The 16646-nt window shown below is 61.2% G+C and carries 16 protein-coding genes; 9 read left to right on the top strand and 7 right to left on the bottom strand.

What is annotated here, in order from left to right; genetic code table 11:
* Positions 1–13 precede the first annotated feature (13 nt).
* The 7 genes from AKV04_RS15970 (at position 14) to AKV04_RS15940 (ending at position 7799) form a co-directional block, all read left to right on the top strand.
* Positions 14–724 (top strand): DUF6629 family protein, encoded by a 711-nt coding sequence (locus AKV04_RS15970; protein WP_054007418.1) that lies wholly within the window; start codon positions 14–16, stop codon positions 722–724.
* Between the two features lie 164 nt (positions 725–888).
* Positions 889–1161: a DUF5676 family membrane protein gene (locus AKV04_RS15965; protein WP_054007417.1), complete on the top strand. Its 273-nt coding sequence runs from the start codon at positions 889–891 to the stop codon at positions 1159–1161.
* A gap of 49 nt (positions 1162–1210) precedes the next feature.
* Positions 1211–2104 (top strand): ribose-phosphate diphosphokinase, encoded by an 894-nt coding sequence (locus tag AKV04_RS15960; protein ID WP_082351682.1) that lies wholly within the window; start codon positions 1211–1213, stop codon positions 2102–2104.
* Positions 2105–2141: 37 nt separating this feature from the next.
* Entirely contained in the window at positions 2142–3500 is a 1359-nt protein-coding gene (locus AKV04_RS15955) for an MBL fold metallo-hydrolase RNA specificity domain-containing protein (protein WP_054007415.1), read from the top strand.
* Positions 3497–5020, top strand: a complete 1524-nt coding sequence (locus AKV04_RS15950) for a thymidine phosphorylase family protein (RefSeq protein WP_235815665.1) — start codon at positions 3497–3499, stop codon at positions 5018–5020. The genes AKV04_RS15955 and AKV04_RS15950 overlap by 4 nt, the downstream gene beginning before the upstream one ends.
* Positions 4971–5900, top strand: a complete 930-nt coding sequence (locus tag AKV04_RS15945; RefSeq protein WP_082351681.1) for a DMT family transporter — start codon at positions 4971–4973, stop codon at positions 5898–5900. The genes AKV04_RS15950 and AKV04_RS15945 overlap by 50 nt, the downstream gene beginning before the upstream one ends.
* 837 nt (positions 5901–6737) lie before the next feature.
* Positions 6738–7799 (top strand): hypothetical protein, encoded by a 1062-nt coding sequence (locus tag AKV04_RS15940; protein WP_202905634.1) that lies wholly within the window; start codon positions 6738–6740, stop codon positions 7797–7799.
* Positions 7800–8227: 428 nt separating this feature from the next.
* On the opposite strand, the gene AKV04_RS15935 is transcribed toward AKV04_RS15940, so the two are convergent.
* The 4 genes from AKV04_RS15935 to AKV04_RS15920 are packed head-to-tail and all read right to left on the bottom strand — an operon-like array spanning position 8228 to position 13447.
* Complete coding sequence (locus AKV04_RS15935; RefSeq protein WP_054007411.1) at positions 8228–9778, bottom strand: phospholipase D family protein; 1551 nt, start codon at positions 9776–9778, stop codon at positions 8228–8230.
* Complete coding sequence (locus tag AKV04_RS15930) at positions 9778–10503, bottom strand: endonuclease/exonuclease/phosphatase family protein (protein WP_054007410.1); 726 nt, start codon at positions 10501–10503, stop codon at positions 9778–9780. The genes AKV04_RS15935 and AKV04_RS15930 overlap by 1 nt, the downstream gene beginning before the upstream one ends.
* Entirely contained in the window at positions 10500–10973 is a 474-nt protein-coding gene (gene cueR, locus AKV04_RS15925; protein WP_082351680.1) for a Cu(I)-responsive transcriptional regulator, read from the bottom strand. Before cueR ends, AKV04_RS15930 begins: the two co-directional genes overlap by 4 nt.
* The gene (locus AKV04_RS15920) at positions 10970–13447 is read right to left on the bottom strand and encodes a heavy metal translocating P-type ATPase (RefSeq protein ID WP_054007409.1); all 2478 of its coding nucleotides are present in this window, start codon (positions 13445–13447) and stop codon (positions 10970–10972) included. Before AKV04_RS15920 ends, cueR begins: the two co-directional genes overlap by 4 nt.
* 174 nt (positions 13448–13621) lie before the next feature.
* Between AKV04_RS15920 and AKV04_RS15915 the strand changes: the two genes are divergently transcribed.
* Positions 13622–13810: a heavy-metal-associated domain-containing protein gene (locus AKV04_RS15915; RefSeq protein ID WP_054007408.1), complete on the top strand. Its 189-nt coding sequence runs from the start codon at positions 13622–13624 to the stop codon at positions 13808–13810.
* A gap of 55 nt (positions 13811–13865) precedes the next feature.
* On the top strand, positions 13866–14288 hold the full coding sequence (gene copM, locus AKV04_RS15910) for a CopM family metallochaperone (protein WP_082351679.1): 423 nt from the start codon (positions 13866–13868) through the stop codon (positions 14286–14288).
* 60 nt (positions 14289–14348) lie between these two features.
* Here the strand turns inward: copM and AKV04_RS15905 are convergent, their stop codons facing one another.
* Genes AKV04_RS15905 through AKV04_RS15895 form a run of 3 tightly spaced genes read right to left on the bottom strand, consistent with a single transcriptional unit; the run spans position 14349 to position 16268 of the window.
* The gene (locus tag AKV04_RS15905; protein ID WP_054007407.1) at positions 14349–14936 is read right to left on the bottom strand and encodes a hypothetical protein; all 588 of its coding nucleotides are present in this window, start codon (positions 14934–14936) and stop codon (positions 14349–14351) included.
* A 4-nt stretch (positions 14937–14940) separates the two neighbouring features.
* On the bottom strand, positions 14941–15708 hold the full coding sequence (locus tag AKV04_RS15900; RefSeq protein WP_054007406.1) for a DsbA family protein: 768 nt from the start codon (positions 15706–15708) through the stop codon (positions 14941–14943).
* Positions 15705–16268 carry a L,D-transpeptidase gene (locus AKV04_RS15895; RefSeq protein ID WP_054007405.1) on the bottom strand — a complete coding sequence of 188 codons (564 nt, stop codon included), beginning with the start codon at positions 16266–16268 and terminating at the stop codon, positions 15705–15707. The genes AKV04_RS15900 and AKV04_RS15895 overlap by 4 nt, the downstream gene beginning before the upstream one ends.
* Positions 16269–16646: the final 378 nt, after the last annotated feature.

The following is a 16646-nucleotide window of genomic DNA, read 5'->3' as shown; positions in this document are numbered from 1 at the left end:
TAAGGACAGCGCAATGTGTCTCTCGGCCACCGTCAGCTTCACTGCCAGCGCGCTTCTGACAACGGGGGGCGCCGCGATCATCGTCAAAGCCGTGCGCAGTAACTGGCGCTATCTTCCCATCGGTCTGATGCCACTATTCGCGGGCATCCAGCAATTCAGTGAGGGGTTTGTCTGGGTCGGCGTCAACGGAGGCGACCATACCACGATGGTGTGGGGCGCGATGAGCTTTATCTTCTTCACCTGGTTCATGTGGCCGTTTTGGATCCCCTTCTCGGTATGGGTGCTGGAGCCGCCGGAGAGCCGCCGCCGTCCCTGGTTCCTTGCTATGACAGGGGTGGGGCTGCTGCTTGGCCTTCTGCTCTACATCCCGCACGGGTTGGGGACAGACTGGCTGGTGGTTACGGTCAACCGCGACTCACTCGCTTACGAGAATTCGATGCTGCTTGACCAGTTTATGCCACGCTGGGTTAGTTACACGCTTTATGTCGTTCTGATCATCGCACCCCCCGCCTTGTCGCACTATCGGCACATGAGGCACTTCGCGCTGACCGTGGTGGGAGTGGTGGTGCTGGATGTGACATTGCTGCGCTACGCCTACATCTCATTCTTCTGCCTTCTCGCAGGGTTGGCGACGGTGCATCTGGCTTGGATTATCCTGACCAACAAATGCGCCGAAGAATGCCCGGAGCTGTTCGGACACGACCCGGCCAGAAGTGCCGCCTGAAGTTTCAAAAAACTCACTTCGCGCTGATTCCTGGGGACATCGCCTTCGAAGAGAGGTTGGGCAGGCGCGCCAAATTTTCTGATCTGGCGCCGATGTAATGTCCTTCTCGTAGGAGCGTCTTTAATCATATCGGGCAGTGTTGCCTAACCGTTGGAGAAATTGTCATGGATCATCGAGAATTTCGTCCCCTTTCTATCGTGCCGCTTGGCTTTACACTGTCGGTATTCTTCGCGGTCAGTTTCATCCTTTGCCTGCTGGCGGCGCTCGTTCTGCCGACACAAGGAATGCGAATGGTATTCGATGCAGTCTTTCCGGGTTTCGTCTGGCTCACGGCAAAAGGTGTCGTTCTGGGACTATTCTGGGCGGCTTTCTACGGATGGTACATTGCCGTACTGTTTGTCCCGATCCGAAATTATTTCTTTCGGCGATTTGCGTGATGGCCGGGCGGGACTTGAGCCAGCTTGATAAGCAGTGAAGGCAGCAAAGATGTCTCCTATTCCGATGATCTTGGCCATGCCCGGGAATGAGAACTTCGCCCGCGAGCTTGCTTTTGCCGGGGGCGGCGACGTAGGCGCGATTGAAACGCGCCGCTTTCCAGACGGCGAGACCTATCTGCGACTGTTGTCGTCCGTGAACAGTCGTGCCGTCGATGTGGTTGCCACGCTGTCCGGACCGGATCCGGATTTCCTCCGCCTTGCCTTTGCCGCCGACGCGGCCCGCGCGCAGGGGGCAGCGCGTGTCCGTTTGGTTGCGCCCTATCTTGCCTACATGCGGCAGGACAAGGCGTTTAAACCTGGCGAAGCGGTGACGTCCGACACGTTCGCACGGCTCGTCTCGTCACTGTTCGATGGGCTTGTGACGGTGGATCCGCATTTGCACCGCCGCACTGCGCTGTCTGACCTCTACGACATTCCGGCCGCAGCGGTGCAGGCGGCCCCGGCGCTGGCCGACTGGATCCTGGCCGAGGTGGAACGCCCGCTTCTCATCGGCCCGGATTCCGAAAGCGCGCAATGGGTCCAAGCGATTGCCGAACGGATCAGTGCGCCCTGGACGGTGATGGAAAAGACCCGGCGCGGTGACTTCGACGTGTCTGTCGAACTACCCGACCTTACAGGACATGCCATCTGCACCCCGGTCCTGATCGACGATATCGCCTCGTCCGGGCGCACCTTGATCGCGGCTGCGAACCTTCTTGCCGCGCGGGGCATGGCGCGGCCGGTCTGTGCCGTGGTCCATGCGCTTTTCGCCGGCGACGCCTTCGCGCGGCTTCAGGCGGTCTCGGCGCGTGTGGTGTCCTGCGATAGCGTGCCGCATCCCTCGAATGCGGTCCCGCTTGCCCCGCTGGTGGCTCACGCACTGGCGGAGCTGCCTTCGCGATGAATCACATGCCGACTTCGGCTCTGACAGGAGATCGTTGATGCTGACCCTTACAACGCACGGAGCGGCCGGAACCGTCACCGGCTCGCGCCATCTTCTGACCCGTGGCAACCAGCGCATTCTGGTGGATTGCGGCATGTTTCAAGGCCTGAAGAATCTGCGCGACCTCAACTGGGCACCGTTTCCGGTCGAACCGCGGTCGATCGGTGCGGTCGTGCTAACCCATGCGCACCTAGACCATTCGGGTTATCTTCCAAAACTGGTGGCCGACGGATTCCGCGGCCCGATCTACGCCACACCCGCAACCCGTGCCGTGGCAGAGCTGATCCTGCGCGACAGCGGCTTTCTGCAGGAAAAAGACGCGGAATATGCCAACCGAAGGGGCTACACCAAGCACAAGCCCGCGCGGCCTCTTTACGGCGTCAAGGACGCCGAGCGCGCGCTGGAGGCGTTTGTCGACGTCGATTTCCATGAAGCGACCGCAATCCTGGGGGACGCCGCGCTGACGTATCGGCGTGCGGGTCACATTCTGGGCGCGGCGTCTGCCAGCATCGACTGGGGTGGGCGCAAGGTGGTGTTCTCTGGCGATCTGGGCCGCTACGGAGACGAAGTCATGGTTGACCCGGAGCCGGTGGAAGAAGCGGATCATATTGTCATTGAATCAACCTACGGCAACCGCATCCATGATCAGACCGACCCGGCCGAGGCGCTGGCGACCTTGATTTCACGCACCGCCGCGCGGGGCGGCACCGTGGTCATTCCGGCCTTCGCTGTCGGTCGGGCGCAAAGCCTGCTCTATTACATCTGGAAATTGAAGCAGGGTGGTTGGTTCCGGGATTTGCCAGTCTACCTCGACAGTCCGATGGCGATCAATGCAAGTGAACTGCTTTGCACCTACCCCAATGACCACCGCATGTCCGCCGACACCTGCCGCGACGCCTGCGCCATCGCAACCTATGTCCGCGATGTCGAGAAATCGAAGGCAATTACCGCCAATCCCTACCCGAAGATCGTGATTTCGGCTAGCGGCATGGCAACCGGGGGACGCGTCCTGCACCACATCCGCGCCTTTGCCCCTGATCGGCGCAACCTCATCCTCTTTTCCGGTTTCCAGGCGGCTGGCACGCGCGGGCGGTCGATGGTCGATGGCGCATCCGAAGTGAAGATGTTTGGCGAATCGGTGCCGGTAGGGGCCGAAGTGGCGAACCTTGCGATGCTTTCCGCCCATGCTGATGCGGGTGAGTTGCTCCGCTGGATGGGCGGGTTCCGATCCGCTCCCAAGCACGTCACCATCGTCCACGGCGAGCCGGAGGCAGCCGAGGCACTGCGCGTGAAGATCAAGCGCGAACTTGGATGGCGCGCGGATGCTGCGAGGCAGGATCAGGAGTTCACACTGTGAGCGAAAGGAATGGCGACGTCTACGAGGCACCAACGCCGATGCGGCTTTTGCGGATTGGCCTGCACAGCCAGGGTGAAGCTATTGCCATGATGCGATCCGATTGCCAAGTCTGCCGGTCCGAAGGGCTGCACGCCCGTGCGCGTGTTGAAATCGAATCCGGTGGGCGTCGCGTTACTGCCCGGCTTCTGCCCGTAGATGGAACGGTGCTGAACTTGCACGAAATCGCACTGTCCGAAGACGCATGGGCGCGCCTCGGTGCCACAGAGGGGGCCGAGGCCATAGTTCTGCCCGCATCTGCAGCGGGCTCGATGTCTCTGGTGCGCCGCAAGCTTTACGGTGGCCATCTCGAGGAGACTGACTTTGTGTCCATCCTGCGGGATGTCCAGGCCGGTCGTCTCAGCGATATTCAGATCTCGGCATTCCTGTCAGCAAGTGCCGCGCTGCCGCTCGATGATTCAGAGACAATCGCGTTGACCCGCGCGATGGTCGCGGTCGGAGAACGCCTGAAATGGGATGTCCCGCGCGTGATGGACAAGCACTGTGTCGGTGGGCTTCCCGACAACCGGACGACGCCGATCGTCGTAGCTATCGTTGCGGCATGTGGCCTTGTGATCCCGAAGACGTCATCGCGTGCCATTACTTCGCCCGCAGGGACTGCAGATATGATGGAAACGCTGGCGCCCGTCGATCTGGACCTGCCCGCGATTCGCCGCGTGGTCGAGGCAGAGGGCGGCTGCGTCGTCTGGGGTGGCGCGGTCCGGCTCAGCCCGACGGATGATGCGTTCGTGCGGATCGAACGCGAGATCGACATCGATGCTGAAAGCCAGCTCATTGCATCTGTTCTGTCGAAGAAGGTTGCCGCCGGATCTACCCATGTCGTGATCGACATCCCGGTCGGCCCCACTGCCAAGATGAGGACCGCTGAGTCCGCTCGGGCACTTGCTGGGCGGCTTTTAATGGTTGGCACCGCGCTGGACCTCGACGTTGCCTGCCTGCTGACCGATGGCAGCCAACCGGTTGGCCGCGGCATTGGCCCGGCACCAGAGGCACGTGATGTCCTTTCGGTCCTGAGACGCGATTTCGGGGCACCACAGGACCTTGCCGAACGCGCACTTGCCCTTGCGGCGACGTTGCTGGAAACTGGCGGGGTGGCCGCGCCCGGCACCGGTTCCGACCTCGCGCGGGCTGTGCTTTCAGACGGTCGCGCTTGGGCGAAATTCGCCGCCATCTGCGAGGCGCAGGGTGGCCTGCGCGATCCGCCTGAAGCGGTGCAGAGCCATGAAGTGGTGTCCACCGCTGCCGGCAGCGTTGCTGCCATCGATAACCGGAAACTGGCGCGGCTGGCGAAGCTGGCAGGGGCGCCCGGCAATCTCGCCGCAGGGCTTACCCTTGCGGTCCGGGTCGGCGACACAGTCGTGAAGGGACAACCGCTGTTTCGCCTTCACGCGGGGAGCGCCGGGGAAATTGCCTATGCATTGGAATACGCGACCGTTGCACCGGCAATCACCATTGCCGGGTGACTATTCCAAACCGCTTGGTCGCGGAACGGTCGCCAGCCTGCTCGCGGTCGCGACGCTAACTGCGCTTTGCTACCCGCTTCTGTCGGTTGGACTTGCCCGCGCACCTCCGTTCCAGTTTGCCGCGCTCCGTGCGGGCGTTGCCGGGCTTTCGCTGCTGATGCTGGCTTTGGTGCTGCGCCGCCCGTTTCCCCAAACAAGACGGCTCTGGTTGCTGGCTGGGGGGTCGGGCTTTTCCGCTACGACCATGGGCTTCGCGAGCGTGTTTGGTGCGGGTGGCCTGATCGCGCCGGGCATTGCCGCCGTGGTTGCGGGAACGCAACCCATCGTCGCGGGCCTTCTGGCGTTGGTGATGTTCGGCCAGCCCATTGGAAAATGGCAGGCTATCGGGATGTCCGTAGCCCTTGCCGGACTAACTGCGATGACGCTTCAGGACATTTCGGCTGGGGGGACCACGGCGGTCGCGGGAATTGCGCCGATTGTCTCGGCGACTGGGGGAAGCGCTTTCGGCAACGCCCTGACGAAGCGATTTGCTTCGGATGTCGACCCGATCGCTGCGGCAGCGGTTCAACTTCTGCTTGGCTCGGTGCCTCTCGCCATTCTTGCCTTCGTGTCCGAACCGTTCACTTCAGTGGTGCTGGAGCCCCGATTTCTTGCGCTGGTGATCGTCTTGGGGATTGGAGGGACGGCAGTGACATTCACGCTGTGGATAGCTGTTTTCAATGACTGTCCGCTGAACACCGCGAACGCCTTCAACTTCCTCGTACCGCTTCTGGGAGTCGCGATCAGCGTCGCCTTTCTGGGCGAGAGCCTCACCCCGCTTGCGATGGCAGGGATGGTCCTGACGATAATCGGGGTCGTGCTTGCCGTCCTGGGCGGATGAAGGGCTGGCGGGTTCGGCATGAACGCTTTCGTCGCGCGCTAATTCCTGTTCAGCCCATCCTACGCAGACTGTGAAAAACGGGCAGATAAATGACCGGCTGCGCATGTCGCGGACCATAGCCTGCGTATCCATGCCGGACGCGTGGCCCATCTCATGGGCCAACGCGTCCTTGGCCATGCGCCCTTTTTGTCGGCCGGGCTCTTTCAGTCGCCGCCATCGTTGCGGCCGTCAATTCCGGCATGGTCCAAATGGGGCGTCTCGCAGCCACCGCTGGCGAGTGGACCTTTGGAGCGTCAGGGGGCACCCCCAAGTGGTCGGGCAAGCAAAGATGTTTGAGCACCGATCATGGTCGTAAGTCACTGTGGCGCTGAAGGGCGCGGCCGTTATCTCGACCGCCGCACGCCGGCAATTGCCCGACGGGCCGTTCTTCTGTTCCTTGTCGAGCAAGTGTCATCGCGCCGATGGCGGCAGATGAACATAGCCTAGCGCTTGCGAGCCAACCACGTTGACCTCGATCAACTTCGCGGGGAAAAAGATGGGATATGCTGGGAAATGAGTGTTGCCTGCCAGAGTGACCATCCGTTCCCGCCTTCAGCTGAAGCCATATTAGGAAACCAGATGCCCGTCTTGTGTGATACCTTGCTTCACGGCACGCCCGGTCTGGTCCCGGCGGACCTGAATCAGAGCTGTTTCTGCATCACAATTGATCAGGCGAAACTTGATCGGGCTCTTGCGACCGATTCGGGGAACCCGTGTCTGTCCTTCCAGATGGCTGAGAGCCATCCGCATCTGTTTTCCAACGTACCGGTGTTTCTGCCGGCCGCGGCACTGGAGGCCATGCTAACTACCGTCACAGCAATCGAGGCGGTGGCGCAAATCCCGACCTTTCGCGAAGCGGTCATGGCCTGGGCGCCGGAGATTTCACAGCTTGATCCCGGTCCGGCGGGCGCGCTGATGGGCTATGATTTTCATCTGGGAGACGACGACCCCAAGCTGATTGAGGTGAATACCAATGCCGGGGGCGCGTTCCTGAACGCCCTGTTGGCCCGGGCGCAATCGATATGTTGCGCCGAACTGGTGCACCGCCCAGAGGATGGGCTGACGCTGGGGTTTGAGGCGCATGTTCTGGCCATGTTCCGCGCAGAATGGCAGCGCCAGCGCGGGGACGCCCCGCTGCGCCGGATCGCCATTGTCGACGATGGGCCTGAGGGGCAGTATTTGTATCCCGAATTTGTGCTGGCGCAGCAGATGCTGATCTGGGCGGGGATTGATACGGTGATCTGCGACCCGGGCGCGTTGGAAATTCGTGTCACTGGGCTGTTCTTCGGCGATTTACAGATCGATCTGGTCTATGATCGACTCGTCGATTTCGCACTGGCTGAACCCAGCCACGCCGCCCTGCGCCGCGCCTACCTTGATGGGTCCGTGGTGCTGACCCCGAACCCGCACAATCACGCGGCTCTGGCGCATAAGCGCAATCTGACTTTGTTGTCAGACTCGGTGGCGCTGGCCGGGCTTGGGGTCGCGCCCTCGCTGATTGCGCGGCTGTCTGGGATACCACAGACCCGGATGGTGACGCCCCGGAACGCGGATGAGTTGTGGACCGCACGGCGGCAGTTGTTCTTCAAGCCGGTGTCGGGGCAAGGCGGTGTATCCGGCGACAAGCTGACGAAATCGGTCTGGGCCGATATTCTGCAAGCCGAGTATGTGGCGCAGACCATTGCCGCCCCTGGCCAACGGATGATCCGGCTCGATGGCGTGCCCACGCTGCGCAAGGTCGATGTTCGGCTCTATACCTACCGGGCGCAAACGCCGCTCGTTGCGGCCCGGCTTTATCAGGGCCAGACCACGAATTTCCGCACACCGGGCGGTGGCTTTGCGCCGGTGCTTATTGTCTGACGCGGAGGCATTTGTTCAGGCCATCTCTCCGGATTAAATATTCGGCTAACCACAAAGGCTGTCAAGCAGCGGCGCGAGACAGCCCCAGATGTCGGTCGAAAATGGCAACGAGATGCCCGCCATCGATAAGAACGAGAGATGGCGTCCAAGTAATTCTTTGTCCGACGAAATTTGTGACAACGGCAATAGCGACCGGTGTTATCGCTGCCGTGAACACGCCGCTTGGGTCCCGTTCACAATAGACCACCGCCAACGCCCCGAAAAAGGCAGAGGCGATCAGGGTGGCGCTGAATCCAGTGAACCCGAACAGTAACACCCGCCGCAATGCAATCGAGGCGGCGTGTTGGATGCTGCACTGCCACCACAGGCCGAATCTGGCAACTGGTCCGATGACGGCATTCGCGGTGTCAGCCCGAGCCTGGCCGACATCATAGGTAGGCCTGAATCGGCAACAGCCCGACAAGCCACGAAATAGCCCGCTGCGGTGCGCTCGCCTCAGGTTCCACGAACATGACCGTTGGCAGACCGGGACGCGCAACGCTCCAGTGCAGCGCATGTTCGGGGCGCGATACGGCATAGGCCTGATCCGGGGCGCTCAGCGCGTCGATCATCCGGGTGATGTCAGCCACCAGCGCGGGGTGTTCGAACAACAGCCCCAATTCCGTGTTGGTGAAGGCCGAACGCAGATCGAAATTCAGCGAGCCGACGATGGCCTGCACCCCGTCGATCACGAACACTTTCGAATGGAGCACATCACGTTTGCGATTTGGCTTGGGCGCAGGCGAGAATTCATGGATCACAGCCCCTGCCTTCAGAAGTGTGCTGCGGTAACGCCGATAGGCGCCATAAACCAGCAGCATGTCGGTCGCCGACAGCGCATTGGTCAACAGGTTTACCCTGACACCCCGCTTCGCAAGTACGGTCAACCCCTCAATGCCCGCCCGACCGGGTACGAAATATGGGGTGATCAGCCGAACCTCGGACTTGGCCCGCAGCAGTATGTCGGCGATGGCCGTCGACATCCAGGGGGCAGAGTGGTTGCCATACGCCTTGTCCGGCGGGTCGGCAAGAAGCTGCACCTTGTCGGTCCAGTGCAGCTGCCCGGCCAGCACTGACTCTGCCGTACGCCCGTCCAGCGTGCGCGCGAGGTAGCGGCGCGACGCAGGGCTGCGGACCTCGCAGGCCAAACGGGTGCAAAATTTGGCCAGATTCATCTTGAACCCGGGCCAGAGGGCAAGGATCGGCATCGAGAGCCCAAGATTCCAATAGCTGTCAAACAGCGCCGCCACCTCATCCACCTTCGGCCCGACCAGCAGCATGTCGGCGTCAACCGAGTTGCGCGTCCCGGCATCGACCGCGCCAAAATACGTATCGCCAATATTGCGCCCGCCGATGATCGCCAACCTTCCGTCCGCGATCCACAGTTTGCCATGCATGCGGCGGTTGAACCTTGCCAGTCCCAGAACCATCTCGATGGCGCGCCGCACGGCATGGCCCCGGTTGCGCGTCGGATTGAACAGCCGCACTTCGATGAGCTTGTGTTGGGTCAGCGCCAGAAAAGCCGGGTCAAATCCCTGCACATTCACATCGTCCAGCAGCAGGCGAATGCGCACGCCCCGGTCTGCCGCCAAAACCAGCGCGTCAAGCAGCAGCCAACCGGTCACGTCGGTGCGCCAGATGTAATACATCAGGTCAAGGCTGCGCCCCGTCTGCGCCGCCGACAGGGCGCGGGTGGCGAATGCGTCGGAATTGTCAAGCAATGTCGCAAGGCCGGATTGGCCCTGGTTCTGTGCTGCCAAGGGATCGAGCAGCGTATCGAGTTTTGTCGGCACCTCTCCACGACCAAGCGACTTTGATGCAGGTCCGCGCGCCCGGCGGAGGAACCGACGGTAGGACCAGTGCGCCAGCCAGGATGCTATGCCGATCGCACCTGCGCCGACCACAATCCAGAGCAGAACCTGCATGGCTAGTGCTGTCATCACAGCCCCTCTACGCTTTGCGGCACCAGCCGCAGCCTGGCGGTAATCGGCAGATGGTCCGAGGCGCGGCGGGCCAACGGGCTGTCATGGGTGGCAATATCCATAAGCTCGCCCTGAATACAGGTCATCATCCGGTCGAGTGCCAGCAGCGGGTATCGCGAGGGGAAACTGGGTCGCGATTGCCCGATAGTGAACTGCTCACCGAGGGTTTTTAGCGAGGCACTTTTGCCGCGCCATTCGTTTAAATCGCCCATCAGCAAAGTCGGCCGCGCTTCGAGGCTGCCAAGTTTGTCCAACAAGGCGCGGGCCTGCGCAGCGCGCGAGCCCGGCAACAGCCCAAGATGTGCGTTCACCACCCGCAGAGGCTGCCCGTCGATCAGCATATCCGTCACCAGCGCACCGCGTGGCTCAAACCCAGGCAGGATCAGTTGGTGCACTTCATGCACCAACGCATTGCGGACCAGCAGCAGGTTGCCATGCCAGCCATGCGCGTCACCGACACCTTTCAAAGGCACCGCAATTAAGCCAAGGTCACGCCGGATACTCTCCAGATCGAGCAGCCCGGTGCGCGTGCCAAATCGGGTATCCGCCTCCTGCAATGCCAGAATATCGGCGCCGATCTCGGAAATCACCGCCATGGTCCGTGCCAGATCACGACGCCGGTCGGTACCGATGCCTTTGTGAATATTGTAGGAGGCGACTGAAAGGTCGCGTGACGAAGTCATCGGCTGTGGGGTTCTTGGGCTGCCGTTCGCAGCGATGACAGCCCATTGAACTGGGTGCGGACTTGTTCATTCCGTTGGGTTGCACCCCGACCGAGATCCGCAAGGATCGGACAATCTGGGCGATGGTCACCGCAACAGGCATCAGCCAGCTGCCGTAGCGAATCCATCATCGACTGCATTTCCAGTATCTTTCGTTCAAGACCCTCGATTTGTTCCAGAGCAATGCGTTTGACGTCGGCGCTGTGGCGCGAGCGGTCACGCCAAAGGGCAAGAAGCTCCTCGATCTTTTCAACCGTAAAGCCCAGATCGCGCGACCGCCGAATGAAGCGCAGCATTTCCACGTCCGTTGCGGAGTAGACCCGATAGCCAGATGTCGTCCGGTCAGCTGCCGGGATAAGGCCGACGGATTCGTAGTAGCGAATCATTTTGGCCGAAACGCTCGACGCCTTTGCAGCTTCACCGATGTTCATACCGCAACCTCCTGCGAGGGGGCAAAGCGCCGCAGCCGCAGCGCATTCCCGAGGACAAAAACAGATGACAGCGCCATCGCTGCTGCTGCAAAGATCGGTGAAAGCAGCAGGCCAAAAGCGGGCCACAGCGCACCGGCGGCAACCGGGATCAGGAGCGCGTTATAAATGAAGGCCCAGAACAGGTTCTGGCGGATGTTGCGCATGGTGGCTTTGGAGAGTGCAATCGCATCGGGCACTGCCGTCAGGCGGCCAGTCATCAAAACAACGTCTGCCGCCTCGATGGCAATATCGGTGCCGGTGCCAACGGCGATGCCGACATCAGCCTCGGCCAGCGCCGGTGCGTCGTTGATGCCGTCGCCGACGAAAGCCAGAGTGCCCATCCCCTTCAGCCGCTTTACTGCGGCCACTTTTCCATCGGGCAGCACTTCGGCCACCACTTCGTCAATACCAAGCTGCCGCGCGATGGCATTTGCGGTGCGGGCATTGTCGCCGGTGATCATTGCGACCTTGAGGCCCAACGCATGCAGTGCGCGGATCGCATCCGGCGTTGTTTCCTTTATCGGGTCGGCGACTGCGAGGATTGCTGCTAGCTTTCCATTGATGGCAGCATAGAGCGGTGACTTGCCGTCATCGCCCAGTCGCGCGGCCTCGGCGGCGAAGGGCGCGACATCAAGGCCCAGCTTTATCATGTAACGGTCGGCTCCGACCTCGATCTTTTGCTCGCCCGCTTGCGCCGCGACACCGAAGCCGGTGACGGAATCAAAGGTCGTAACCTCAGGTAGCACCAGGCCTTCCTCGCTTGCCGCCGCGACAATGGCGCGGGCGATGGGGTGTTCCGACTTCGCCTCGACTGCCGCAACGGCAGCCAGCACAGAGGCACGGTCAAAGTCCGGTGCCAGCACCAGATCGGTCAGCCTCGGCTTGCCCATCGTCAGCGTGCCGGTCTTGTCGAGGGCCACCACTTTGACGCCGTGCAGGGTTTGCAGCGCCTCGCCCTTGCGGAACAAGATTCCGAGTTCCGCCCCCCGCCCGGTGCCGACCATGATCGAGGTCGGGGTGGCAAGACCCATCGCGCAGGGGCAGGCGATAATGAGGACAGCAACTGCATTGACAAGGCCGAATGTTAGGGCGGGCTCCGGCCCGAACACCAGCCAAACGAAGAAGGTCAGCGCCGCAAGTGCCATGACAGCGGGCACGAACCACATCGTTACCTTGTCCACCAGTGCCTGAATTGGCAGTTTGCCACCCTGCGCAGCCTCGACCATGCGGATAATCTGTGCCAGCATTGTTGCTTCGCCGACAGCTGTTGCACGGAAACTGAAGGCTCCCGTCTGGTTGACGGTGCCACCTGTCACCTGACTGCCGGCCGTTTTCTCGACGGGCAATGGCTCGCCGGAAATCATGCTCTCGTCGATCCAGCTTGCGCCAGCCGTGACCTCGCCATCGACCGGAACCCGCTCCCCTGGTCGCACGTCGACCTCGTCGTTGATGCGCACCTCGGAGACGGGCACCTCGGTGATCGTTCCATCCCGAGTCACGCGCGCCGTTTTTGCCTGCAGGCCGACTAGCCGCTTGATCGCCTCGGATGTGCGGCCCTTTGCGCGGGCCTCAAGATAGCGACCGAGCAGGATCAGCGTGACGATGACCGCCGCCGCCTCGAAATACACGTTGACTGTGCCTGCGGGCAGCAGACCCGCGGCAAAGGTTGCAACCAGCGAATAGCCGTAGGCAGCCATTGTGCCGACCGCCACCAGGCTGTTCATGTCGGGCGCAAGTCGGGCAAGCGCCGGAAGGCCTTTGCGATAAAAACGCAGGCCGGGGCCGAAGAGGACTGCAGTGGTCAGTGCGAATTGAAGATACCAGCTGTTTTGCATGCCGATTGTGCTCATCACCGCCATGTGGACCCAGGTGAACAGGTGCGCACCCATTTCGAGCACAAAGACTGGCAGCGTCAGAGTCGCTGCGATGAGCACATCCCGCTTGAGCGCGGCCTCTTCTGCGGCTTTCTTGCTCGCGGTCTCTTCTGCGACATCAGCGGCCGGTGCTGCTGCATGCGCCTCATAGCCAGCCGCCTCTATCGCACGGACGAGGGCGGCAATATCGGCGGCGCCCTTTACGGTCGCCCGCTCGGTCGCAAGGTTCACTGCCGCAAAGGTCACGCCCGGAACCGCGGACAGTGCTTTTTCCACCCGGGCCACGCAAGACGCGCAGGTCATCCCCTCGATCACGAGGTCAACGGGACGAGATGCAACGTCATAGCCCGCATCCTCCACGGCCTTGATCAGTAGCGCCCGAACAACGGCAGCACCCGTCACTTCGGCCCGTTCGGTGGCGAGATTAACGAATGCCGTCTCAACTCCCGGCACTGCTTTCAGCGCGCGCTCGACACGACCAACGCAAGAGGCACAGGTCATACCCTCGACCTCGAGAACAAACTTTTCTGACTCGGCAGTCGGTAGCGTTTTCGCGTGCATGTTCACGGCGGAACTCCTTCGGCATATGTTTCCGCTATTCGAGATAAGGCTTCCCATGATGGTAAGGTCAAGGCCTGATTTTGATTTGCCCATCACGGGTTTGTGCTCTTGACCTTACAACGATGGGAAGCCCCATATGCTGTTGCATGAAACGAAATCCTGAAGGAGGACTTCATGCAGTTCCATATTGAGAACATGACCTGTGGCGGCTGTGCACGCAGCGTGACCAAGGCAATCCAGTCGGTGGATCCTGCCGCCGAAGTTAATGCAGATCCCGGCGCACGCAAAGTCGATGTCAAATCTTCGGCTCCACGCGACCAGTTGGTCAACGCCTTGACCGAAGTTGGCTATGCGCCAGCGTGACCGTCCTGACAGGGCGATAAAGATAAAGTTCATTAAATAAGAGGAAGAAAACAATATGAAGAAGATCGCATCCGTTATAGTGCTTGCCGCCGTCTTGGCCGCAGGAAGCTATGTCTATGCCCAGTCCGACAATATGGCTGGGATGGACCATTCGGGCATGAACATGGGAACGGACGGCATGACCATGATGAGCCACGCCGCCATGATCCCGCCGGAGCTGGCCGAGAACGCAGCCGTCAAAGGCTATGCCGCCGCGATGGACGCCATGATGACCAATATGGCCCCCTATACCGGCGATGCTGACGTCGATTTCGTCAAAGGCATGATCCCGCACCACCAGGCCGCCATCGACATGGCGAAAGTCCAGCTTGAATTCGGCACGGACCCCGAAATGCGCAAGCTGGCCGAAGAAGTTATCGCGGCCCAGGAAGCGGAGATTGCTGACATGAACGCCTGGCTTGCTGCCAAGGGCATGTGATCAGGCTTGCGGTGCGGGCATCGTGGCCAATGATCACCTTGCCCGCAGCATTCGTGCCCGTCACCCCATGCCGTGTAGTCCATGGAAGCCACCGGTGAAGATGACAGGCACCACGATCAGGGCCGCGGGCGCGAGGATCAGCGCCCGTTGCCATGCCCGTTCGAGCCGCCAGCACAACAATATTGCGAGTAAGATAACCAATCCGACCTCGAAGGTCGCGAAAACGTTGCCGTAGAATCGCTGGTCCCAGTAGCTGACCGGGCTTCGAAAGACCCAGTCAGACACCGGCCAGAACTGACGGCGGGCGTCCTCGTGATGAGTTGCGAAATCCGCTACGGCGTGAAGCAAGCCGGAGCCCGCGAAGGCGCGCAGAAGGACGCGGGCGCTCCAAAGGGCTGCAAGGAAAAGCGGGCCCCAAATCAGGAAGCCGTGATCCACCGCGAAAATCGCCTGCCACGAGTCCGAAAAGTATAGCCGTCCAAAGACATCATGCTCGGGCAAACCGAGCACGCGGGTGGACCACATCACCAGAGCGAACATCGGCAAGTCAGGGACAAACCCCCCGACCATCGACGCAACAAGTGTTGCCGGGGCCAGGGGCCGCGCAAAAAAAGCCGCTCCGATCAGCATGTGCGATGGCGTGTTCATGGCGTCAGCATACAGGCTTCTGTCTGGATTTCTCGTCTTCTGCGATGCGACGGAGGAGTGCGTAGGGAATTGCGCCGTTGAGGACGGTTCGCCCGATCACGAGCCCCGGCGTGCCGATAAACCCGAAAATATCGGCGAGAGCCCGGGTCCGATCAAGGTCTGCCTGGACTTCCGGCGAGGCCATGTCGCGGGCAAGCTGATCGACGTCGAGCCCGATGTCGGTGGCTACCCGCAAGACGGATGCTGGATCTGCGACCAGTGGGGTCCGCATGAAGCGGCGACGTAGCTCCTGCTGCTTGCCTTGCCGTGCGGCCGCAACCGACGCGCGTGCGGCGAGTTCGGACGGAGGCCCGAAAATCGGAAGTTCGTGCTGGATGAGGCGGAAGGATGAAGTATCCTCTGCCAAGAGCGCGTCCAGATCCCGTTCGAGTGCCCGACAGTAAGGGCAGCGGAATTCACTAAAGTAAGCGATTGGGACGATTTCCGTCGGCGCTGCCAGGCCGAACAGAGCAGGGCAAAGGTCGGCCCGCAAAGCGTCTGCACGCGCGCGTCGCTGGTCGGCATCGTCGCGCGGTGCGTCGAGCCCTATGAGTGCGGCCGTTGCTCCAGAAGTCTGACCCTGCTCCGCAAGCCGACGAAATGGCGGCAAGTCTGGCAAGTCGACATAACGTGGGCCGCGCCCCGGAAGACGGTCCCACGGCAGGGCACGCAAGCCGTAGATCAGGGTGACGATACCGCCAAGAACGAGGAGGCCACGGCGTGACCCTGTCACAGCACGGTCACCAGCGTGCCGACGGGCACTTGATCATAGAGCTGCTTCACATGATCGTTCAGCATGCGGATGCAGCCGTTCGATACGGATTGCCCTATAGAGGCCGGATCTGTCGTGCCGTGGATGCGGAAATAGGTGTCGCGGCCGTCTTTGTAGAGATAAAGCGCCCTCGCCCCGAGAGGATTGCCGGGCCCGCCCGGCACGCCGTCTGCGAATTGCGCATAGCGGTCGGGGTCACGCCGTATCATGTCATTCGTCGGCCGCCACGAGGGCCACTCGGCCTTGCGCTCGATGATCGCCGTTCCCTTGAACTCGAGACCAGCCTTGCCAACACCGACGCCGTAGCGAATAGCGCGTTCGCTGTCGAAGACGTGGTAGAGGTAGTAAAGACGTGGGAATACAAGGATCTGGCCCGGAGCGTGCTGCTCGCGGACGCGCACCTCTCGCGGCTGAAATTCTTCGGCCAGAACGAAAGGTTCTTCGGTGTGGGCTAGCAGGATAGAAGGTGTGGCAAAAGCGGTAGCCGCGGCACCGGCTAAAAGGGAACGTCGGGAAATCATGATGTCTCCTGGGATGAAACGATTGGACTTGGGTTCGTTCAGGAGACGTATCGCGGTGGAGGCGGTTGTGGAGAGGAGATGCGGCTGCTTGCCCGGACTGGCACGATTTCGAATAGCGATGAGGCAAATGCGAACGTCAATATCGGTGTCGTGATCTGACTGGCTAATAGGATCTGGCAGGCCGCGTGACCGGAACCGCCGCCGCAATGGGATTCCTGGGCAATTGGCATGGCATGCGTTTCTATGAAGGGGCTTTCATGAATTGCATGAGCTGATCGCGACGCCCCAAAAAGAGACGCGAGCACAATAGCGCTGCAAAGAATGGCGAATAGCTGTCGCATCCCCATACATAGAGACACATGTGCCCTAAAGTGATGT

Origin of the sequence: Cypionkella psychrotolerans, from assembly GCF_001294535.1 — a bacterium.
In the GTDB taxonomy this organism is placed as follows: Bacteria; Pseudomonadota; Alphaproteobacteria; order Rhodobacterales; family Rhodobacteraceae; genus Cypionkella; species Cypionkella psychrotolerans.
The sequence above is the reverse complement of the archived record's forward strand: the minus strand, read 5'-3'. Positions and strand labels throughout refer to the sequence as shown.